This window comes from Kitasatospora acidiphila, from assembly GCF_006636205.1.
GTDB lineage: Bacteria > Actinomycetota > Actinomycetes > Streptomycetales > Streptomycetaceae > Kitasatospora > Kitasatospora acidiphila.
The window spans coordinates 1,327,174-1,347,673 of record NZ_VIGB01000003.1 but is presented as its reverse complement, the minus strand read 5'-3'; the positions used below and the strand labels follow the sequence as shown (position 1 = coordinate 1,347,673).

The following is a 20,500-nucleotide window of genomic DNA, read 5'->3' as shown; positions in this document are numbered from 1 at the left end:
GAGACCGAGATGAGCAGCGAGAACGCCCCCGAGAACGGGCAGCCGGAGCAGTTGGCGCTGATCCGCGAAACGGTCCGCCGGGCCAAGCCGCGCACCTGGCGGGGGGCGCACCTGGCCGAGGAGCTGCCGGTCGCCCGGGTGGTGGTCGACAAGGGCCTGCTCCACCTCGACCGGTACTACGACTACGCCGTCCCGGTGGCCATGGCCGAGGCCGCGCAGCCCGGGGTGCGGGTGCGGGTGCGGTTCGGCGCCCGGATGACCTCCGCCGGGCGGCGCGAGGGCGGCGAGCTGCACGACGGGTTCATCGTGGCCCGGCTGCCCGCCAGCGACTACCCCGGGGTGCTGGCCCCGCTGGCGCAGGTGCTGTCGCCGGAGCGGGTGCTGACGCCCGCGCTGCTGGGGCTCAGCCGGACCATCGCCGACCGCTACGCCGGCACCCTGGCCGACGTGCTGCAGCTGGCCGTGCCGCCACGGCACGCCAAGGCCGAGGCCGAGCCGTCACCGGCGCCGCTGCCGCCGCCCCCGGTGCCCGACCCGGGCAGCTGGCGGCGCTACCAGCAGGGCCCGGAGTTCCTGGCCGCACTGGCCGGCGGGCACGCGCCGCGCGCGGTCTGGACGGCGCTGCCCGGGCCGACCTGGCCCGAGGAGATCGCCCGCGCGGTGGCCGGCGCCCTGGCCGGCGGGCGCGGCGCCCTGGCCGTCCTGCCGGACGGGCGGGCGGTGGCGCGCGTCGACCAAGCGCTGGCTCGACTGCTGGGCGACTCGGACCGCCACGTCGTCCTCACCGCCGACCTCGGGCCGCGCGAGCGCTACCGGAACTGGCTCGCCGTCAGCCGGGGCTCGGTGCACGCCGTGATCGGAACCCGGGCCACCGTCTTCGCGCCCGTGCACGACCTCGGCCTGCTGGTGGTCTGGTCGGACGGCGACAGCAGCCACAGCGACCCGCGCGCCCCGCACCCGCACGTCCGCGAGGTGGCGCTGCTGCGCGCGGCCGAGGAGGGCGCGGCCGTGCTGGTCGGCGGCCTGTCGACGACCGTCGAGGGCGCCCAGCTGCTGGCCACCGGCTGGGCCCGCCCGCTGGTCGCCGAACGGGCCGTGGTGCGCGCCACCGCCCCCCAGGTGCGCACCGTGACCGACACCGACCAGGCCCGGGACGCAGCCGCCCAGGCCGCCCGGCTGCCCACGGTGGCCTGGCAGGCCGCCCGCGAGGCGCTGCGCTCCGGCCCGGTCCTGGTGCAGGTGCCCAGGCGCGGCTATGTGCCCCGGCTGGCCTGCGAGCGCTGCCGCGAACCCGCCCGGTGCGCGCACTGCGCCGGGCCGCTAGAGGCCGTGGGCGCTGGGCAGGCGCTGCGCTGCGCCTGGTGCGGGGTCGAGGAGGCCGACTGGCACTGCGTGGAGTGCGGGTCCTTCCGGCTGCGGGCGCAGGTGGTGGGGGCGCGGCGGACGGCGGAGGAGCTGGGCAAGGCGTTCCCCGGGATCCCGGTGCGGACCTCGGGGCGGGAGGCGGTGCTCGCCGAGGTGACGGGGGAGCCGGCGCTGGTGATCTCCACGCCGGGGGCCGAACCGGTGGCCGAGGGCGGCTACGCGGCCGCCCTGCTGCTGGACGGCTGGGCGCTGCTGAACCGCCCCGACCTGCGCGCCGCCGAGGAGGCGATGCGGCTCTGGCTGGCGGCGGCCGCGCTGGTGCGGTCCGCGGAGGAGGGCGGCACGGTGGTGGTCGTGGCCGAGCCGACGGCCCGCCCGGTGCAGGCGCTGGTCCGCTGGGACCCGCTCGGGCACGCCGAGTCGGAGCTGGCGGAGCGGGCGCAGCTGGGCTTCCCGCCGGTCTCCCGGATGGCCTCGGTCACCGGCACGCCGAGCGCCGTCGAGGACCTGCTGGGGGTGGCCCGGCTGCCGGAGGGGGCCGATGTGCTGGGGCCGGTGCCGCTGCCGCCGCTGCGCGGTGAGGAGCAGGAGCGTGCGCTGCTGCGGGTGCGCCCGGGGCAGGGCGGTGCGCTGGCGGCCGCGTTGAAGGCGGCGCAGATCGCGCGGCTGGCGCTGCGGGGGTCGGAGCCGGTCAAGGTGCGGATCGATCCGCCGGACATCGGGTGACGCCTGGGCGCGGGGAAGCCGTCGGATGGCGGGTGGTGCCTGCGCGGAGAGTCGTCGGATGGTGGGTGACGCCCCTGCGCGGAGAGTCGGCTGGTGGCGCCTGCGCGGGAAGTCGAGTGAGCCGACTTCCCGCGCAAATCCAGTCAGGCCAACGGGAACTGACGCTTCGTCAGCTGTGCACCCCGTGCCGGTCCAGCCCGCCCTGCCGGGCCGCCGGGACGGTGCGCGCCAGGCCGCCGGGCGCCGGCTGCGGCGCCTCGTCGTCACGCGGGGCGCCGGTGGGGGACAGCGGCGCCCCCACGCCCGGGCCCTGCGGCAGCGCGCCACCGGCCGCGCCCAGCAGCTCGGAGGCCGAGCGCCGCATCCCGTACCGCCGGTGCACCGCCTGCTTGGTCACCCCGAGCGCCGACCCCACCGAGTCCCAGGAGAATCCCAGCGCCCGGTCGAACTCCACCGCCGCCGCGACCAGCGTCTCCACGCTCTCCCGCAGTTCCTGGGCCAGGCGGACGGTCGGCGCGGGCGCCCGCCCGTAGACCACGAAGCCGCCGGAGCTGCTGGGGCGGCGCGGGCGGTAGACATTGCCCAGCTGGGCGGTGAGGGTGCGCAGGGCGTCCACCTGGCGGCGGACGCGTTCGATGTCACGCACCAGCAGGTGCAGGCTGGCCCGCGCCCGGGTGTCGTGGTTGATCTGCTCGGCCATTGTGCTCAGGCCACCTTCCGGAGTGACTCTCCTTGTTGGTCAATCTCACTTGACCAACGCGGGACCATGCCCCGGGGTCACGCGTACCGCACCAACTAGACTGACAAGCTGTGCCGTCTGAGAGGGAGTGACCCGTGGCGATCCAGCCGATCCGGATCTTCGGCGACCCGGTGCTGCGCGCCAAGGCGCAGCCGGTGACCACCTTCGACAAGGAGCTGCGCACCCTGGTCAAGGACCTCACCGACACCATGCTCGACGCCCCGGGCGCCGGCCTGGCGGCCCCTCAACTGGGCATCTCGCTAAGGGTGTTCACCTACCACGTGGACGGCGTCACGGGGCATCTGATCAACCCCGACCTGAGCCTCAGCGAGGACGAGCAGGAGGGCCCCGAGGGCTGCCTCTCGCTGCCCGGCCTGCGGTTCGACACCCGGCGCGCCCACGGCGTGGTCGCCCGCGGCTTCAACGAGTACGGCGACCCGGTGACCATCGAGGGCACCCAGCTGCTGGCCCGCTGCATCCAGCACGAGACCGACCACCTGGACGGGATCATCTTCATCGACCGCCTCGACCGGGAGCTCCGCAAGGAGGCGCTGCGCGCCATCCGCGAGGCCGACTGGGGCGGGCAGCCGGCCCCCGAGGTGCGGATATCCCCGCACAGCACCTTCGGCCCGATCAGCTGAACCCTTCCCGACCCGTCCCTGCTACTGCTTCTGCCACTTCCGAAAGGCCGTCATCTTGCGTCTCGTCTTCGCCGGCACCCCCGACGTCGCCGTCCCCGCCCTGGAGGCCCTGCTGGCCTCCGACCGGCACGAGGTGGTCGCGGTGGTCACCCGGCCCGACGCCCCCGCCGGGCGCGGGCGCAAGCTGGTGGCCAGCCCCGTCGGGCAGCGGGCGGCCGAGGCCGGGATCGAGGTGCTCAAGCCGGCGAAGCCCAGCGACCCGGAGTTCCTCGCCCGGCTGACCGAGCTGGCGCCCGACTGCTGCCCGGTGGTCGCCTACGGCGCACTGCTGCGCGAGCCGGCGCTCGCCATCCCCGAGCACGGCTGGGTCAACCTGCACTTCTCGCTGCTGCCCGCCTGGCGCGGCGCGGCGCCCGTGCAGCACGCCGTGCTGGCCGGCGACCAGGTGGCCGGCGCCTCGACCTTCTTGATCGAGCGCGGTCTCGACTCCGGCCCGGTCTACGGCGTGATCACCGAGGAGGTCCGGCCCACCGACACCAGCGGCGAACTCCTCGACCGGCTCGCCCGGTCCGGCGCCGGCCTGCTGGCCGCCACCATGGACGGCATCGAGGACGGCACCCTGATCGCCCGCCCGCAGCCCGTCGACGGCATCACCCTGGCCCCGAAGATCACCGTCGAGGACGCCCGGATCGACTGGTCCCACCCCGCCCTGCGGATCGACCGGGTGGTGCGCGGCTGCGCCCCGGCGCCCGGCGCCTGGACCACCTTCCGCGGCGAGCGGCTGAAGGTCGCGGGCCCGGTCAAGCTGCTCCCCGGCCAGACCGGGCTGGCCGCCGGCGTGCTGGCGGTCGGCAAGAACAGCGTCCGGGTCGGCACCGGCAGCCACGAGATCGAGCTCGGCGAGGTGCAGCCGCAGGGCAAGAAGGCGATGCGGGCGGCCGACTGGGCGCGCGGGGCCCGCATCGAGAGCGGTGAGCAGCTCGGCGGCTGATCGTCGCCGTACAGTTGACCTCGATAGCGCCGCAGCACATTAAGGCATCACAGTGAGCACATCCAGCGCCAAGCGCCCCGCCCGCCCGTACCGACGCCCCAAGAAGGACCCGGCCCGGATCACCGCCTTCAAGGCCCTGCGCGCCGTCGACGAGCGCGACGCCTACGCCAACCTGGTGCTGCCGCCGCTGCTGCGCGAGGCCGAGAAGCAGGGCATGGAGCGGCGCGACGCCGCACTGGCCACCGAACTGGTCTACGGCACGCTGCGCCAGCAGGGCAGCTATGACGCGATCATCGCCGCCTGCATCGACCGCCCGCTGCGGGAGGTCGACCCGCCGGTGCTCGACGTGCTGGCGCTCGGCGCCCACCAGCTGCTCGCCACCCGGATCCCGACCCATGCGGCGGTCTCCGCGACCGTCGAGCTGGCCCGGGTGGTGCTGGGCGACGGGCGGGCCAAGTTCGTCAACGCGGTGCTGCGCCGGATCAGCGCTCAGGACCTGGACGCCTGGATCGCCCAGGTCGCCCCGCCGTTCGAGGAGGACGCCGAGGACCACCTCGCCGTGGTCCACTCGCACCCGCGCTGGGTGGTCGCCGCGCTCTGGGACGCGCTCGGCCGCTGGCAGCCGGACTCCGCCGGGCGGGCCGCGATCGAGGAGCTGCTGCGGGCCGACAACGAGCGCCCCGAGGTCACGCTGGTGGCGCGGCCGGGGCGGATCGCGGTCGAGGAGCTGGCCGAGCAGGTGGAGGCCGGTTCCGCGGGCCGCTGGTCGCCGTACGCGCTGCGCCTCGCCGAGGGCGGGGACCCGGCCGAGCTGACGGCCGTGCAGCAGAACCAGGCCGGTGTGCAGGACGAGGGCAGCCAGCTGGTCGCGCTCGCCCTGGCCAACGCACCGGTGGCGGGCGGCGACCGGCTGTGGCTGGACGCCTGCGCCGGCCCCGGCGGCAAGGCCGCGCTGCTCGGCGCGCTGGCCGCCGAGCGCGGCGCCGCCCTGGTGGCCTCGGAGCGGCAGCCGCACCGGGCCCGCCTGGTGGCCCGCGCCCTGGACGGCAACCCCGGCCCCTACCAGGTGATCACCGCCGACGGGACCAAGCCCGCCTGGCGGCCCGGCAGTTTCGACCGGGTGCTGGTCGACGTGCCGTGCTCCGGGCTGGGTGCGCTGCGCCGCCGTCCCGAGGCCCGCTGGCGCCGGCGCCCCGAGGACGTCGCCGGATTCGGCCCGCTGCAGCGGGAGTTGCTGCGCTCGGCGCTGGCGGCTGTGCGGGTCGGCGGCGTGGTCGGCTATGCCACCTGCTCGCCGCACCTGGCGGAGACCCGCAGCGTGGTGGACGACGTGCTGCGGGACCGGGGCGACGTCGAGTGGGTGGATGCCCGCCCGCTGCTGCCGGGCGTGCCAAGCCTCGGCGAGGGGCCGGACGTTCAGCTCTGGCCGCATCTGCACGGCACCGACGCGATGTACCTGGCGCTGCTGCGGCGGACTTCCTGACGAAGGCTCATCCCCTCCCGTAGGGTGGCCGGGAGGGGGTGCTTTCGTGGACAATCGATCGGATGCCGCGACCGAGCGGCTGGTCCAGCGGTTCGCCGAACTGCTGGGCGCGGCGCTGCCGTTGACGGCGCTGTGGGCGCACGGGTCGCTGGCGCTCGGCGACTACCAGCCCGGGCGCAGCGACCTGGACCTGCTCGCGGTGCTGGAGCGGGCGCCGGATGCCGCCGGGCGGGCCCGACTGGTCGAGCTGCACCGGCAGTTGGAGCGGGAGTCGCCGCTGGCCGAGAAGCTGCACTGCTCCTACCTGCTGCCGGACCGGCTGGCCGACCCGGCGCTGAAGCATCTCACCTGGGCGCACCGGGAGTTGTTGGAGCGGCCGGTGACCGTCGTGACCCGGCGGGAGCTGGAGCTCGGCGGCCGCTGCTACCTCGGCCCGGTGCCGGGGGAGTTGCTGCCCCCGGTGGGGGAGGCGGAGCTGCACCGGTTCATCCGGGCCGACCTCACGGAGTTCTGGCTCCCCGCCACGGCGCACTGGCTCCGCTGGCGGCGTGACGACTGGGTGGACGTCGGGCTCACCACGCTGGCCCGGGCGAGCGTCACCCTGCGGGACGGCAGGCTGCTGACGAAGAGTCAGGCACTCGATGTACTGCCGGAGTTCGGCGTCTCGGCGGAGCTGCTGGCGGATGTGCGCCGACGCCGGCACGGGCAGCCGGTGGCGACCGGGTGGCGCTGGCAGTCGCGGCGGGCGACCGAGACGCGGCGGGTGATGCGGTGCGGGATCGGCCAGGTCGTGGCCGATCACCGCTCCTGACCGTGGATCAGCCGCGGCGGCGGGCGTAGACCTCGATCTCGATCTTCATCCGGGGGTCGGCCAGCCCGCAGACCATCATGGTGGCGGCCGGCTTCACCTCGCCGAAGGCCTCGCGCAGCGCCGGCCAGCAGGGCTCGAAGTCGGCTCGCTCGGGCAGCAGGTAGCGGACCCGGACCACATCGCGGAAGTCGCAGCCGGCCTCGGTCAGGGCCGCGCCGATGTTGCGCAGGCACTGCTCCGCCTGCTCGGTGACGTCGGGGGAGATGGTCATGGTGGCGTAGTCGAACCCGGTGGTGCCGGAGACGTGCACCCAGTCGCCGTCCACCACGGCGCGGGCGTAGCCGATCTGCTCCTCGAAGGTGGAACCGCTGAGAATGGCGCGTCGCTCAGTCATGATCACGACGCTAGGGGAGGGGCGGGCGCGCGGTCCAGCGTTCGCGGTGTTGCGCGCCTAACAGTCGCCCGGCAGTTGCGCGCGCCTGCCGCACGACAGCCGCGCGGCAGGCGCGTGCCCATGACGGTCAGGCCTGGAACAGCACGGTGAGCAGCCGGTCCAGGTAGCGCTCGAACGAGGCGCCGGCGTCGGGCGGTGGACCGCCCGAGCCCAGTGCGGCCGTCAGGTTGGGGTAGTCGCCACCGGCTGCCACCTGGCCGAGGTAGCCGGCCAGTTCGAGCTGCCAGCGCTGCGGACTGGTGGCGGCGGCCGTGGTGGCGCGCTCGAAGTCGGCGAACTGGCAGACCGAGCCGTTGAGCATGGCCAGCGCCTCCATCTTGGCGCCGCCGCTCAGATCGAACCCGGCCACCGCGCCGAGGAAGAACTCGGTGACGCGCAGGCTGTTCGGTCCGATCGACGGCCGCTGGCGGATGACGGTGGTCACCCAGCCGTGCCTGCGCAGAATGTCCATCTGCTGGTGGGCCAGCATCCGCAGGTCGGCCCGCCAGTCGCCGCTCGGTGCGTCCGGTAGCTGGTACTCGGCGACCACCGCGTCCAGCATCAGGTCGAACAACTGCTCCTTCTTGGGCACGTAGTTGTAGAGCGACATGGTGCCCGCGCCCAGTTCAGCAGCGATCCGACGCATCGTCACCGCCTCCAGCCCCTCGGCGTCGGCCAGGGCGACCGCCGCCGCCGCGATGGAGGCTCGGCTGTGCGCGGGGCGCGGCCCGCGTCCGGCCCGCTCGGGGCGCAGCCAGATCAGCTCGGGGCCCGCGTCGGAGCGGGTGGGATGGGCCGAGTCCGCTGGTACTGCGGAGTCGGCGGGGGTCTTGCGGGACGGCACGGACGATCACCTCGGGCCCCATCTTACGAAGTCGATCGCCATGCGCGGGGTTAACCACGTACCACGTACGTAGTACGATGCTTGCGCAAGCGCTTCTACGTACGATGTACTTAGAGAGAGGGCAGAGCCATGACCCACGAACCCGCCGCAGTCGCCGACCTCGCGGTCCGGGCCCAGGGCCTGGTCAAGCGGTACGGCAGCACCACCGCGCTGGACGGCCTGGACCTCGCCATTCCGGCCGGCACCGTCTACGGCCTGCTCGGACCCAACGGCGCGGGCAAGACCACCGCGGTGCGGATCCTCGCCACCCTCGCTACTCCGGACGAAGGAAGCGCCAGCGTGGCCGGCTACGACGTGGTCCGGCAGGCCGAGCGGGTCCGCAGCAGCATCGGCCTGGCCGGCCAGCACGCCGCCGTGGACGAGGGGCTCACCGGCCGCGACAACCTGCACCTGGTCGGCCGGTTCCACCACCTCGGCGCCCGCGAGGCCCGCCGCCGCAGCGCCGAACTGCTGGAGCGGTTCGACCTCGCCCACGTCGCCGACCGGTTGGTGCGCGGCTACTCCGGTGGCCTGCGCCGCCGCCTGGACCTGGTCGCCTGCCTGGTCACCCGCCCGCCCGTACTCTTCCTGGACGAGCCCACCACCGGCCTCGACCCGCGCAGTCGCGGTGAGATCTGGGACGCCGTACGGGAGTTGACCGAGACCGGCACCACCGTGCTGCTCACCACCCAGTACCTGGACGAGGCCGACCGGCTCGCCGACCAGGTGCTGGTGATCGGCCAGGGCCGGGCGATCGCCGACGGACCACCAGAGCGACTCAAGGCGTCGATCGGCGCCCGGGTCGAGGTGGCCGTCGGCAGCGTTGCCGAACTGCCGTATGCCCAGCGGGTGTTGGCCGCACTGACCGAAGGCGAGCCGATCGCCGATCCGCACCGCCTGCTGGTCGAGGTGATCTCCCGCCCCGGCGTCGAGGTCTCGCTGCCCACCGTGGTACGGGAGTTGGACGCGGCCGGCGTCACGGCCCGTGACGTCGCGCTGCGCACACCCACCCTGGACGACGTCTTCCTGGCGCTCACCGGCGCCGACAGTGCGGTGGCGGGTGCCGCCGACGGCGCTGCTCAGAACGACGTGGCGGCGGAGGTGGCGGCCTGATGAGCAGCCTCGCCCTGCGCCCCACCGTCGACGCCGCCACCTCGGCCCGCCGGGTCCTGCTGCACTACCGCCACTCGCCCGGCCTCGTCGTCGCCTCGCTCGCCGTGCCGGTGGTGATGGTGGTGGTCTTCGGCTATGTCTTCGGCAGCGCGATGACCGTGCCCGGCGGCAACTACCGCGAGTTCCTGATGCCCGGCCTGCTGGCGATGACCGCCGTCAACGGCCTGATGCCCACCATGGTCGGCACCGCGCGCGACCTGGACCGGGGCGCGGCCGACCGGATCCGCTCGATGCCGGTCTCGCGCGGCGGCGTGCTGCTCGGCACCGCGCTCGCCGACCTCGCGGTCAGCGTGGTGGTGATGGCGCTGCTCGCCGCCGTCGGCCTGGCCACCGGCTGGCGGGCGCACCGCGGCATCGACCACGCGCTGGCCGGGTTCGGCCTGCTGCTGCTCTTCCGCTTCGTGATGACCTGGTTGGGCACCTGCCTGGGCCTGCTGGCCGGCCGGGAGGAGGTGGCCGGTCAACTCTCCATCCTCACCTTTCCGGTGGCGATGGTGACCAACACCTTCGTGCCCACCGCCGGGATGCCCGGCTGGCTGCGGGTGGTCGCCGAGTGGAACCCGGTCAGCTCGCTGGTCGCCGCCTGCCGTGAGCAGTTCGGCAATCCCGGTGGCGCGGCCACCGGTTGGCCGCTCCACCACCCGCTGGTGGCCTGCCTGGGCTGGACCGTGCTGCTCCTTGTGGTCTGCACGCCGCTGGCCGTCCGGGCTTACAGCCGGCACGGCCGCTGACCACTGACAGGACGTCAGGAGCCGGCTCGTCAAACCCCGGTCCATGAGGGACCCGTTCGGCAAAGACCGGTCCGTGAAGGACCCGTTCGGCAAAGACCGGTTCATGACGAGCAAGTCCCCTGGACAAAGCGGTCGGTGCGCCCGAGGCTTGGATCATGGAATACACCAACCTCGGCCGCACCGGCCTCAGCGTCTCCCGGCTCTGCCTGGGCACCATGAACTTCGGCCCGCAGACCGAGGAGTCCGACGCCCACCAGATCATGGATGCCGCCCATGGGCTGGGCATCAACTTCTTCGACACCGCCAACGTCTACGGCGCGGTTCGCGGCGAGGGCATCACCGAGCAGATCATCGGCCGCTGGTTCGCCCAGGGCGGCGGCCGGCGCGAGAAGACCGTGCTCGCCACCAAGCTCTACGGCCCCACGGGCGACTGGCCCAACCAGCGCGGCGTCTCCGCACTGGCCATCCGCCGCGAGGTGGAGGCCAGCCTGCGCCGCCTGCAGACCGACTACATCGACATCTACCAGATGCACCACGTCGACCGTCAGACTCCGTGGGAGGAGATCTGGCAGGCGATGGAGACCCTGGTCGCCCAGGGCAAGATCCTCTACGTGGGCTCCAGCAACTTCGCCGGCTGGCATCTCGCCCGCGCCCAGGAGGCCGCGCGGGCCCGGAACTTCCTCGGCCTGGTCAGCGAGCAGTCGCACTACAACCTGCTGAACCGCGCGGTCGAGCTGGAGGTGGCGCCGGCCGCCGAGCACTACGGCATCGGCCTGATCCCGTGGTCCCCGCTGGGCGGCGGGCTGCTCGGCGGAGTGCTGGGCAAGGAGCAGCAGGGCAAGCGCCGACAGGGCGAGCGCGCGGTGGAGCAGTTGGAGAAGCACCGCGACAAGATCCAGGCGTACGAGGACCTCGCCGCGGAGCTCGGCCACCAGCCCGCCGACCTCGCGCTCGCCTGGCTGCTCAGCCGCCCGGCCGTGACCGCCCCGATCATCGGCCCGCGCACCATCGAGCAGTTGAACGGCACACTGGCTGCCCTCGATCTGACGCTGGACCAGAAGACCCTGGACCGGCTGGACGAGATCTTCCCCGGCCACAAGACGGCGCCGGAGGACTACGCTTGGTGAGCCGGGCGCGGGGGCCGGGCGCGGGGTGCGGATGGGTCCGGCCGTTGCCAGGGTCGGGTCAGCGGAGTGCTTCGGGGGTCAGCAGGTCAGGCGAGCGCTTTGGCGATCAACTCCGCCGAGAGCGCCCGCAACTGCTGCCGGGCCCCGGGGTCGTAGGCCTGGGCATGGGCGCGGGTCGGCTGGGTGCCGTTGAAGTAGCGGCCGCCGACCGCACCGGCCTCGCCGGTCACCAGGCGCATGGTCGCGTCCACCCCCTCGTCGACCGTGCTCCACGGCTCGACCCCGGCCTCGCGGACCATGGTGGTGGCCATGTAGCTGGCCGGGTGCAGCGCGTTGACGCTGACCGCGGACCCCTCGGCGGCCAGCCGCTCGGCCAGATCGAAGGTGAAGAGGATCTGCGCCAGCTTGGCGCGGCAGTAGGCGGTGCCGCCACTGAAGTCGCGGGTCAGGTGCGGGTCGGCGAAGTCGATCGGCGCCTGACCGGCCGACGAGACGTTGACGATCCTCGCCCGGCCTTCGCCCGAGGGGCCCTGCGTCGCCGGCGCGGCCTTGAGGCGCTCCAGCAGGCGGTTGGTCAGGTGGTAGCCCGCCAGGTAGTTGACGGCGAACAGCAACTCATAGCCGTCTGCGCTGAGTTGGCGATCGGCGCCGGGTGCGCCGCCACCGGCGCCGGCGTTGTTGACCAGGACGTCCAGCCGGTCGAAGTCGCGCAGCACGGTGTCGGCGAGCCGGTCGACCTGGCGCAGCTCGGCGAGGTCGGCCAGCCGGACCTCGGCGGCGCCGCCCTTGGCGCGGACCTGGCGGGCGACCTCGGCGGCCCGCTGCTCGGAACGGCCGTGCAGGATCAGCAAGGTGTCCGGCGAGGCCAGGCGCAGGGCCAGGCCGCGGCCCAGTCCGTCGGTGGCGCCGGTGATCAGGATGGTGCGGGGGGATGACACGGTTTCAGCTCCTGGAAGCGCACAGTTTCGAGTCAGTATGTATCGTAAGGCTACAACCAAGGGACGTGGTGGGGATTTTCAAGGACATCGCACATGCCGACCCGCGACTCGCCGCCGCCTATGAGCGCGGCAACGACCTGCCGGGCGCCTCGCTGCGCGCCTGGGCCGACTTGATAGCCAGTCAACTCGGCGATGCAGACCGCATCCTGGAGGTCGGCGCCGGCACCGGGATCTTCTGCGCCGCACTGGCCGAGCAGGTGCCGCAGGCCGAGATCGTCGGCGTCGACCCGAGCGAGCCGATGCTCGCCGAGGCCGCCCGGCACCACGGCCACCCCCGGGTCCACTACCGGCTCGGCACCGCCGACGCCCTGCCGCTGGACGCCGGCAGCTGCGACGCGGCGCTGCTCTCCCGCGTGGTGCACCACCTGCCCGACCGGCCCGCCGCCGCCCGCGAGCTGGCCCGAGTGCTGCGCCCCGGCGGGCGCGTGGTGATCCGCACCACCGTGCGCGAACGCCTCGACGCCCCGGTCTACCGTTACTGGCCCGAACTGCTCGCCCATGACGCCCGGCGCTTCCCCGCCGAGGCCGAGCTGCTCGCCGACTTCACCGGCGGCGGCCGGTTCGCGGTCACCAGGGTGTTCTCGTTCGCCCAGCCGATCGCCCGCAACCTGGCCGAGCTGCGCGACCGGTACGCGCTGCGCGCCGAGTCCAAGTTCGGCGTGCTGAGCGAGGCCGAGTTCGCGGCCGGCCTGGCCCGCCTGGACGCGGCGGTCTCGGTGGAGCCCGCTGCCGGACCTGCTGACGGTGATGGAGAAGTACTCGAACGATATGACGTTGTGGTGCTGGAACGGGCCGCTGAGCCGGCCTGACCGGACCCGTTCGCAGCGGCCGGCCCGGTTCGGGAGATGATGGAACCGGGCCCGGCCGACCCGGCGGGCCCAGTCGCCGAGATCCCGCCGACACCGTGCAGACATCGTGAGGTTCAACCGCCATGGCCCAGATCAGCCCCAGCATCCTGTCCGCGGACTTCGCCCGCCTCGCCCAGGAGGCCGAGGCGGTCCGGGGTGCCGACTGGCTGCACGTCGATGTGATGGACAACCACTTCGTCCCCAACCTCACCCTGGGCATCCCGGTGGTCGAGTCGCTGGCCCGCGCCACCGACATCCCGCTGGACTGCCACCTGATGATCGAGCAGCCCGACCGCTGGGCCCCGCAGTACGTCGAGGCCGGCGCCGGCTCGGTGACCTTCCACGTCGAGGCCGCCGCCGCCCCCGTCCGCCTGGCGCGCGAGATCCGCGCCAAGGGCGCCCGTGCCTCGATGGCGCTCAAGCCCGCCACCCCGATCGAGCCCTACGAGGACCTGCTCCCCGAGCTCGACATGCTGCTGATCATGACCGTGGAGCCCGGCTTCGGCGGCCAGGCCTTCCTGGACATCATGCTGCCCAAGATCCGCCGCACCCGGGAGCTGATCAGCAAGCACGGCCTCAGCCTCTGGCTCCAGGTGGACGGCGGGGTCTCGGCCGGCACCATCGAGCAGTGCGCCGAGGCCGGAGCCGACGTCTTCGTCGCCGGCTCCGCCGTCTACGGTGCCGCCGACCCGGCCGAGGCCGTCCGCGCCCTGCGGGCCCAGGCCGAGACGGCCACCGCGGCCGCGCCCTGGGCCTGCGCGCACTGATTCCCCGCCCTGCTCCTCAACGCTGCCGTCATCCCGGCTGATCAGCCGTCAGCTGGTTACCGTAGTGCGGTGAGCAACCTCGATCTCAAGCCAACGGCCACCCTGTGCAGCGGTGACGCGAGCGCCGGTCCGACCCACGACCTGCTGACCGGTCGGACCGTGCAGCTCGGCGAGAGCACCCAGGTGCGCCGCCTGCTGCCCACCCTGGGCCGCCGCATGGTGGGCGCCTGGTGCTTCGTCGACCACTACGGCCCCGACGACATCGCCGACGAGCCGGGGATGCAGGTCCCACCCCATCCCCACCTGGGACTCCAGACCGTCAGCTGGCTGCACGACGGCGAGGTGCTGCACCGCGACAGCCTGGGCAGCCTGCAGACGATCCGCCCGCGTGAGCTCGGCCTGATGACCTCCGGCCGGGCCATCTCGCACTCCGAGGAGTCCCCGCGCGAGCACCCGCGCCTGCTGCACGGCGCCCAGCTGTGGGTGGCCTTGCCCGACGCCCACCGGCACACCGCCCCCGCCTTCGAGCACCACCCCGAGCTGCCCATCGTCGACATCGCCGGCCTGCACGGCACCGTGATCCTCGGCTCCGTCGACGGCGCCGCCTCACCCGGCACCACCTACACCCCGCTGGTCGGCGTCGACTTGGCCCTCACCGAGTCCACCACCCCTCGACTGCTGCCCCTGGAGCCCGAGTTCGAGTACGCCGCCCTCGCGATCAGCGGCAGCGCCGACGTCGACGGCGTCCGCCTGGAGCCCGGCTCCCTCCTCTACCTCGGCTGCGGCCGCCGCCAACTCCCGCTCCTGGCCCGCACCGACGCCACCCTGCTGCTGCTCGGCGGCGAGCCGTTCGAGGAGCAGGTGCTGATGTGGTGGAACTTCGTGGGCCGCTCCAGTGAGGAGATCGTACAAGCACGAGAGGACTGGGAAAAGGGGCTCCGGTTCGGCGATGTGCATGGGTACGACGGGGCGCGACTGCGGGCCCCAGAGATGCCGGCGGTAGGACTGAAGCCGCGAGGGAGGGCGCGCTGACCTGCGGAAATGTCCGATGCAGCGAGCGGCGTGAGGTGGTGGGCGCTGGGTGTGTGGCTGCCGCACTGGGGCCCCTGAGGGCATGCGCGCAGGTCCTTGATGGGTGGGGTTCGCGAGACCTTCTGGAACGTGAATCGTTCTCAGGTTTACGCGCGTATAGCAGGGTCTGCTCGTACTGATGCTGACTTTTTGCTGACTTTTCTGACGGATCGTCAGGCAAATGGTCTAGGCCACTTGGCCTTTGTGGCCAGCGACTCTGGACCCGTGGGGTGGAGTGCTGACTCGGGTGCCAGAAGTCGGTCAGGTGCGCGGTAGGAACGATGCTGACCGCTGGCCAGGCGGATGGAGCCGAATGCGTGTAAACCGGAGCGAGGTGTGGGTGAGCGATGGGCAGCTACGCTCACGCGGGCCTCGCCCGGGACCAGGAGGGCTCACCGACGCCTCGGAAGGCTCTTCCTGAGTCCGAGCAGCCCGTGCGCTGGACGTCCTCGCATGTCCGGCCCTTGATTGCTGGCTGCCTGGGACGCGGTCGCTGTGCCCGTCACGGAATGGTGGGAAGCGATTGGACTCCCCTCATGAGCCGAGTGTGCTGCCACTCGAGTTCCGCACTTGGGACCGCTAGCCGGAGATGTGGAAATCGGTGGGCAACCGCCCGAAGAGCGATCGCTGCCTCGGCACGGGCGAGTGGTGCTCCCAGGCAGCGGTGGATGCCGTGGCCAAAAGCCAGGTGACCCTTGGCGTCTCGGTCGAGGTCGAGCCGGTCCGGATCCGGGAAGCGGGCGGGGTCGCGGTTGGCAGCACCGGGTGCGATGAACACCGGGGCACCGGCGGGGATTTCAGTACTGCCGATCACCAGGGTCTCGGTGGCGAACCGGAAGGTCGCCGTGCTCACCGGGGAGTCGTACCGAAGCAACTCGTCGACTGCTGATTCGACCAGGCCGGGCTCCGCGCGGAGCCGCTGGAGCGAGCCGGGCGCCTGGAGCAGAGCCAGCAGGCCGTTGCCGATCAGGTTGGTGGTGGTCTCATGGCCGGCGACCAGCAGGAGCACTGCGAGAGAGACGAGTTCGTCCTCGCTGAGTCGGTCCTCGCCGTCGCGGACCCGGATCAGGTCTGCGAGCAGGCTGTCGTCCAGCGCACGGCGTTTCGCGGCGATGAGGCCGCTCATGTAGTCGGCGACCTCGTGGGACGCCGCGTCGACCAGAGTGGGCTGCCCGGCCGCGAAGAGGTCGTTCGACCAGGCGCGCACAGCGGCGCGGTCGTGCTCGGGGACTCCCAGCAGCTGGCAGATGACGGTGACGGGCAGCGGGACGGCGAGGCTCTCGATGACGTCGACCTGTTCGCCGGGCACCCATGTGTCGAGCAGGGAATCGGTTACGGCGGCGATGTACGGGAGCAGGCGGGCGACCGCGCCGGGAGTGAACGCGCTCGTCACCAAGCGCCGCAGCCGGGTGTGGTCCGGCGGGTCGGTGGCCAGCATGCTCTGCGAGACGGCAGGGTGGAGGTTGCGTCCGGTGTCCTGGCCGGCGAAGAAGCGCTTCGTGTCCTTCGACAGCCTGGAGTCGGCGAACGCCTCCCTCGCCTCGGCGTAACCCGTGACCAGGTAGCCGGACCGGCCGCCGGCGCTGGGGAGCTTCTGCACTGGCCCGGTGCTCCGGAGAGCCGCGTACGTGGGATACGGGTTCCGGAGGAACTCGGGGTCCTGCAAGGGGCTGCTCATGGTCATCCGTTCGCGGTCGCGGGAATCGATCGGTGCTGCACGGCAGTTCGGACGATGTCGCTCGCGACATAGGCCCGTGCCACCGAGCGTAGCCACGCGGTTTCCGCGCGGAGGTCTCCCGCGCGGGCCGCGGTGCCCGGCGCTTGCGGAGCCTGCTCGACCTCCGGGCAGTCATCGTTGACCATGGCTTGCAACGCGGCAGATAGGACAGCGGCTTCGATGACTGCATCGCCGTCAGTTGTGCCGGCGAGTTGGTTGCGCTCCACCGCGTGGGTGGCCGCCTGCTGGATCGCGAGCGATCGGTAGGGCCGCAGAGTCAGGACGGCGTCGTTGATCTCGATGACTCGGCGCTGGAGCAGGAAGTCGGGCTCCGAGACGCCGGTGTCCGGGTCGAGGACGAGCTCGGGCATCGCGGTGGTGAGGTCGCGCCAGAGCGGTTCGAGTTCGGCAAGTGACCGCAGCTCCCAGCGCCGCTGCAGGTGGCGCGTCACCGGCCAGACGGCGGCAGGGATTGTCAGGCCGAGGGTGATGAGCAGCACGCCGATTGCCGGAGCGGTGACACTGAGGGCACAGTTCGCCGGGGTGAAGAGGCTTGTGCAGCGTTCCTTACCGGGGATGGCTTCCCAACCGAATACTGCGGCAAGGGCGTTGACGGCCTTGTAGGCCGTGTAGGCGAGAGCGAAGAGGCAGCCGACGGCGGTTGTGCGAAGCCCGAGTCGCTGGCTGGCCCGGGGGGCGGTTCGTGCCCGGGTCCACGTCTGGGTGAGGCAGTCGAAGACCGTGTAGGCGAGGTAGGAGATGTAGGCCAGCGAGTAGAGGTGCAGGGAGGTGGGTGCCTCGTCCAGGGATCCGTGGGCTTCGGCAGCACTCCACACGAGGGAGGACGGGGTCAGCGCGAATGCGACGGCCATCGTGGAGACGGCCAGGGCCAGCAGGCGCAGGCGGACCCGGAGCCGGCGCCGGGCCTCGGGCGCCGGATGGTTGAGGAACAGCAGCACTGAGGACACGGCCGCTGCTGCTGACAGGGTCGCCGAGTTGCTCACCAGGCGGGAGAAGTCGAGCGAGATCGAATCCTCCAGCGCGCGGATCGCCGGCGCGTAGGCGCTGAAGGCTACAGCGAAGCAGGCGAGGAACGCGGACATGCTCAGGGTGCCGGGCGGTCGTTGGCCAGGGCGGCGTCTGAGCGCCCAGTAGAGCGACGCAGCCAGCAGGAGGACGGGCATGCCGCCGAAGATGGCGCTGATCACGGGTGAGGGTCCTTTGGGAATCAGGCGAAGATCGCATCCCAGCGTTCGTCGGCACCGGCTGGCCGAGGGGCTGGGAGGAGTCGTTCACGGTAGGCGCGCCGACGGATGAGCGTGGCCATCAGCTCGGCCTCGCGCTCGTCAGCGGTGGTGTAGGCGGTACGGCCGGACATCCGCTGAACGAGGGTCGGGTTGAACCCGAAGCTCTCGACGAGGTTGTCACCCAGGGCCAGGGAGCCAGGGTGGTCGCAGAGGATGTGGCTGATCTCGTGCGCCAGGATGTGCATTTGGTGAGCGGCAGAGGTTCCGCGTTCGACGAACAGGAAGTCCGCGGTGGGCGTCTCGACTCGGATGCCGCACGGAGCGGTGCTGCCAGCCTCGGGCGGGAGCTGACGGAACACGATCGGCTTGCCCCGCAAGGCGGCTACTGCCTCCCGGAGCTGCTGGGTGCCGAAACGATGGGGCAGGTTGAGGAGGGCGAGTCGCTGCTCGCACTCAGCCCGGAGCTGACTGACGTCCATGGTCTCCCCTGGAGAAGACGAGCCGGTGAGGACACCGAACGGTGAGCGAACCGATCGGCCAGCGCGGTCGCGCCTTGGTGTTGGCAGCCGGTCAGTGACCCATAGCCACGCGGCCGTCGGCAGAGCCGCCGGTCCTGGCGATCTCATCGGCGTCGGCACTCACACTGGACCGAACCGCCACTGCGACCCGGTTCAGTGCGACGTGGGCGATGGTCTGCTTCAGCCGCTGATGACCAGTAACCGCGAGCATGGCGTTTCTCCTGTGTATTTGCTGGTAGCGGCAGGGATGAGCAGGCCATGGATCACGACATGCTGCCGGAGGGCCGTTTCGCTTCAACACCATGCCTGGAGCTCAGAGGAATTGCCACTTCCGGGAAGGGCCTGATTCGAATACGGATCGTAATCAAGTGGCTCTTTGGTGCCTCCGCGGGCGTCCTTCTGGGGCACAATCAGATGATCATGGAATGCGGCTGGAGGCTTTGCATGTGGCGCCTCGCTGCGGCTGTTCTCGAGGGCATGGCAATCGCGCAATAAGACTGCTGGTGCCTACTGTCGGTAGTAATCGACTGATTACCGTGATCATCTGAGGAAATGTTAGTTTTGCTGTGATTTGTGCCACGGGTGCCAAAATGGCGCTGGTGGTGAGGAGGGTGCACATAGGTCCCGCCGCGAGAAGCCCGGGATACGGGGTCGGATCTCTTGGGCGGTCCGGTGCAGTCGCTTGGCGGCCTTCCGTGGTCCTGGCGTGCTTGGGCGGATCCTCGGCGCATTCTGGGGCTCGTCCGTGGCGGGCGGCGGGGTCCGGGGCTGTTGCAGAAGGAGGCGTGTCGGCCTCGCCGGTGTGACCGATCGCTGGTGCCGCGAACTGGAACTGGACCGGCACGCGAAGCTCAGCCCGGTCTTTCCCGATCGGCTCGTCCTTGCCCTGGCGCCGTCAGGGGTGGAGCGGGGGCGCTGTGCCAGTGGACTGCGGGGGCATCCACCCAGGCCGCGCCGCGGCGGCAATCCGGAAGCGACCAGAATCCTCTATGAGGGAATATGGCGGCTGCTGGGTAGTCAGTTGCCGAATCCGCGTACCTTTCCGGTGGGGCATGGAACATCGTCGGGCATACTCGCCCGCAAGCTTGCTGGTTCCCTTGGAGCCCGGCAGCGGGGTGAGTGGAGGCGATGCTTGGTCAGTTGCGCCATGCATGCTTCCAAAGCCCGAGAATGCAGAGATCAAGCAGGTCGCACACGATGTTCTCTAGATGCCTGGAGTGCGGGAGCTATAGGGGTGCCGAGATCTGATACGGCATCCCGATGACGTGGGACGCCTCTGGAATCCCTGTCGCGGGAATCGGGGGATCGGGACTCGACTGATGGCGCTCGCGCCGCTTCGACGGATCGCCATGCGGGCCGTGATCATGATGCGGCTGGAATGAGCGCCGAGGGGGCGGGTCGGGTAGTAAGCGTCAGCCTGCCGCGCCACAGTGCCCAGGCGCGAGGGAGCATTACTCGCTCAGATCGATCCCGGGAAGATCATCGGTTGGCGGCAGCCCCTCGAGGGCTCGCGCCTGCTCGATGACGGTGTGCACCATCTTGAGGCTCCCCGTCGACAGGCCAGCCGAGCGGAGTGCGACCGTGGCGATCTGATGATCCCGCATCGCGGCCGCCAGCTGGATCTCGGCGGCCGTGCGCTCAGCCACCTCGTCGTCAAAGAAGTAGCCGGCGGGTACGCCGAAGAAGTCGGCCAGCACCTTGATCGTCGCCATTTTCGGATTGGTGCGTGCGCCTGTGCGCAACTGCTGAATCCCGCTAGCGGTGATCGCGCCCTCGGCTTCCTTGATGGCCTGGGCCACCTCGGCGTAGGAGTACGGGCCCCGGCCCTTGGGGTGGACCTCCCGGAACAGGTGATCGAGCCTCATGGCGAAGCTTCTCTCGGTCATGCCCACCTCCAATCGTCACGAGGAGTCTAACCACTGCAGTGTTCGCGATGCCACCTTGCCTCCGAGATGCCGACACTGCAGTTGACGCTATGGCGCAACTGCAGTGTACGTTGTTGCAGTGAACCCACGTTCTGTAGTGGAAATGCGCTGGTGGGGCGGTGTGCCAAACAGCCTGGACTGCTGCCGCAGGTGCCTCGTATGGTGCTGCTCCCGCGCAGGGCCGGGGGGAGCGACGGCTCGGGAAGGAGCCCATGACCTACCGGCCGCCACGACCGCAGAACTGAGCGGAAACGCAAACCGGCGCCCCAGAGCTACCAACTCCTGGGCGCCGGGCCGGCGCCCCAG

General features: G+C 71.7%; 19 protein-coding genes. 11 read left to right on the top strand and 8 right to left on the bottom strand.

Going from position 1 to position 20,500, the window contains the following annotated elements; translation table 11 throughout:
• The first annotated feature begins 9 nt into the window (after positions 1-9).
• Positions 10-2,091 carry a primosomal protein N' gene (locus E6W39_RS06885; protein ID WP_141632774.1) on the top strand — a complete coding sequence of 694 codons (2,082 nt, stop codon included), beginning with the start codon at positions 10-12 and terminating at the stop codon, positions 2,089-2,091.
• 169 nt (positions 2,092-2,260) lie between these two features.
• On the opposite strand, the gene E6W39_RS06880 is transcribed toward E6W39_RS06885, so the two are convergent.
• Positions 2,261-2,791 (bottom strand): hypothetical protein, encoded by a 531-nt coding sequence (locus E6W39_RS06880; protein ID WP_141632773.1) that lies wholly within the window; start codon positions 2,789-2,791, stop codon positions 2,261-2,263.
• Between the two features lie 134 nt (positions 2,792-2,925).
• Here E6W39_RS06880 and def point away from each other — a divergent pair, with 134 nt between their 5' ends.
• The 4 genes from def to E6W39_RS42685 are packed head-to-tail and all read left to right on the top strand — an operon-like array spanning position 2,926 to position 6,756.
• Entirely contained in the window at positions 2,926-3,471 is a 546-nt protein-coding gene (def, locus tag E6W39_RS06875) for a peptide deformylase (RefSeq protein WP_141632772.1), read from the top strand.
• A gap of 55 nt (positions 3,472-3,526) precedes the next feature.
• The gene (gene fmt / locus E6W39_RS06870) at positions 3,527-4,462 is read left to right on the top strand and encodes a methionyl-tRNA formyltransferase (RefSeq protein ID WP_141632771.1); all 936 of its coding nucleotides are present in this window, start codon (positions 3,527-3,529) and stop codon (positions 4,460-4,462) included.
• Between the two features lie 52 nt (positions 4,463-4,514).
• Positions 4,515-5,945: an RsmB/NOP family class I SAM-dependent RNA methyltransferase gene (locus E6W39_RS06865; RefSeq protein WP_181799137.1), complete on the top strand. Its 1,431-nt coding sequence runs from the start codon at positions 4,515-4,517 to the stop codon at positions 5,943-5,945.
• A 46-nt stretch (positions 5,946-5,991) separates the two neighbouring features.
• Positions 5,992-6,756: a nucleotidyltransferase domain-containing protein gene (locus E6W39_RS42685; protein WP_267286676.1), complete on the top strand. Its 765-nt coding sequence runs from the start codon at positions 5,992-5,994 to the stop codon at positions 6,754-6,756.
• 7 nt (positions 6,757-6,763) lie between these two features.
• Here E6W39_RS42685 and E6W39_RS06855 read toward each other — a convergent pair whose 3' ends face one another.
• Both E6W39_RS06855 and E6W39_RS06850 read right to left on the bottom strand, forming a co-directional pair.
• Positions 6,764-7,150: a RidA family protein gene (locus tag E6W39_RS06855; protein WP_141632768.1), complete on the bottom strand. Its 387-nt coding sequence runs from the start codon at positions 7,148-7,150 to the stop codon at positions 6,764-6,766.
• A gap of 127 nt (positions 7,151-7,277) precedes the next feature.
• The gene (locus E6W39_RS06850; protein WP_141632767.1) at positions 7,278-8,033 is read right to left on the bottom strand and encodes a TetR/AcrR family transcriptional regulator; all 756 of its coding nucleotides are present in this window, start codon (positions 8,031-8,033) and stop codon (positions 7,278-7,280) included.
• Positions 8,034-8,162: 129 nt separating this feature from the next.
• On the opposite strand from E6W39_RS06850, the gene E6W39_RS06845 reads away from it, so the two are divergent.
• The 3 genes from E6W39_RS06845 to E6W39_RS06835 all read left to right on the top strand — a co-directional run bounded on the left by E6W39_RS06845 (position 8,163) and on the right by E6W39_RS06835 (position 11,103).
• The gene (locus E6W39_RS06845; RefSeq protein WP_141632766.1) at positions 8,163-9,185 is read left to right on the top strand and encodes an ATP-binding cassette domain-containing protein; all 1,023 of its coding nucleotides are present in this window, start codon (positions 8,163-8,165) and stop codon (positions 9,183-9,185) included.
• Positions 9,185-9,976 carry an ABC transporter permease gene (locus E6W39_RS06840; protein ID WP_141632765.1) on the top strand — a complete coding sequence of 264 codons (792 nt, stop codon included), beginning with the start codon at positions 9,185-9,187 and terminating at the stop codon, positions 9,974-9,976. The genes E6W39_RS06845 and E6W39_RS06840 overlap by 1 nt, the downstream gene beginning before the upstream one ends.
• A gap of 155 nt (positions 9,977-10,131) precedes the next feature.
• Positions 10,132-11,103, top strand: a complete 972-nt coding sequence (locus E6W39_RS06835) for an aldo/keto reductase (RefSeq protein WP_141632764.1) — start codon at positions 10,132-10,134, stop codon at positions 11,101-11,103.
• Positions 11,104-11,189: 86 nt separating this feature from the next.
• Here E6W39_RS06835 and E6W39_RS06830 read toward each other — a convergent pair whose 3' ends face one another.
• The gene (locus E6W39_RS06830) at positions 11,190-12,041 is read right to left on the bottom strand and encodes an SDR family NAD(P)-dependent oxidoreductase (RefSeq protein WP_141632763.1); all 852 of its coding nucleotides are present in this window, start codon (positions 12,039-12,041) and stop codon (positions 11,190-11,192) included.
• Between the two features lie 65 nt (positions 12,042-12,106).
• Between E6W39_RS06830 and E6W39_RS06825 the strand changes: the two genes are divergently transcribed.
• The 3 genes from E6W39_RS06825 to E6W39_RS06815 all read left to right on the top strand — a co-directional run bounded on the left by E6W39_RS06825 (position 12,107) and on the right by E6W39_RS06815 (position 14,748).
• Positions 12,107-12,910, top strand: a complete 804-nt coding sequence (locus tag E6W39_RS06825) for a methyltransferase domain-containing protein (RefSeq protein ID WP_228718005.1) — start codon at positions 12,107-12,109, stop codon at positions 12,908-12,910.
• 122 nt (positions 12,911-13,032) lie between these two features.
• Complete coding sequence (gene rpe, locus E6W39_RS06820; RefSeq protein WP_141632761.1) at positions 13,033-13,716, top strand: ribulose-phosphate 3-epimerase; 684 nt, start codon at positions 13,033-13,035, stop codon at positions 13,714-13,716.
• Between the two features lie 69 nt (positions 13,717-13,785).
• Positions 13,786-14,748, top strand: a complete 963-nt coding sequence (locus tag E6W39_RS06815; RefSeq protein WP_141632760.1) for a pirin family protein — start codon at positions 13,786-13,788, stop codon at positions 14,746-14,748.
• A 541-nt stretch (positions 14,749-15,289) separates the two neighbouring features.
• On the opposite strand, the gene E6W39_RS06810 is transcribed toward E6W39_RS06815, so the two are convergent.
• The 4 genes from E6W39_RS06810 to E6W39_RS06795 all read right to left on the bottom strand — a co-directional run bounded on the left by E6W39_RS06810 (position 15,290) and on the right by E6W39_RS06795 (position 20,155).
• Positions 15,290-16,465, bottom strand: a complete 1,176-nt coding sequence (locus tag E6W39_RS06810) for a cytochrome P450 family protein (protein WP_141632759.1) — start codon at positions 16,463-16,465, stop codon at positions 15,290-15,292.
• A 2-nt stretch (positions 16,466-16,467) separates the two neighbouring features.
• A complete protein-coding gene (locus E6W39_RS06805) occupies positions 16,468-17,712 on the bottom strand; it encodes an MAB_1171c family putative transporter (RefSeq protein ID WP_141632758.1) in 1,245 nt (414 codons plus the stop codon).
• 20 nt (positions 17,713-17,732) lie between these two features.
• Positions 17,733-18,230 (bottom strand): regulator component, encoded by a 498-nt coding sequence (locus tag E6W39_RS06800; RefSeq protein WP_141632757.1) that lies wholly within the window; start codon positions 18,228-18,230, stop codon positions 17,733-17,735.
• A gap of 1,490 nt (positions 18,231-19,720) precedes the next feature.
• Positions 19,721-20,155, bottom strand: coding sequence for a Secondary metabolite protein (locus tag E6W39_RS06795; RefSeq protein ID WP_141632756.1), 435 nt, complete (start codon positions 20,153-20,155; stop codon positions 19,721-19,723).
• Positions 20,156-20,500 lie beyond the last annotated feature (345 nt).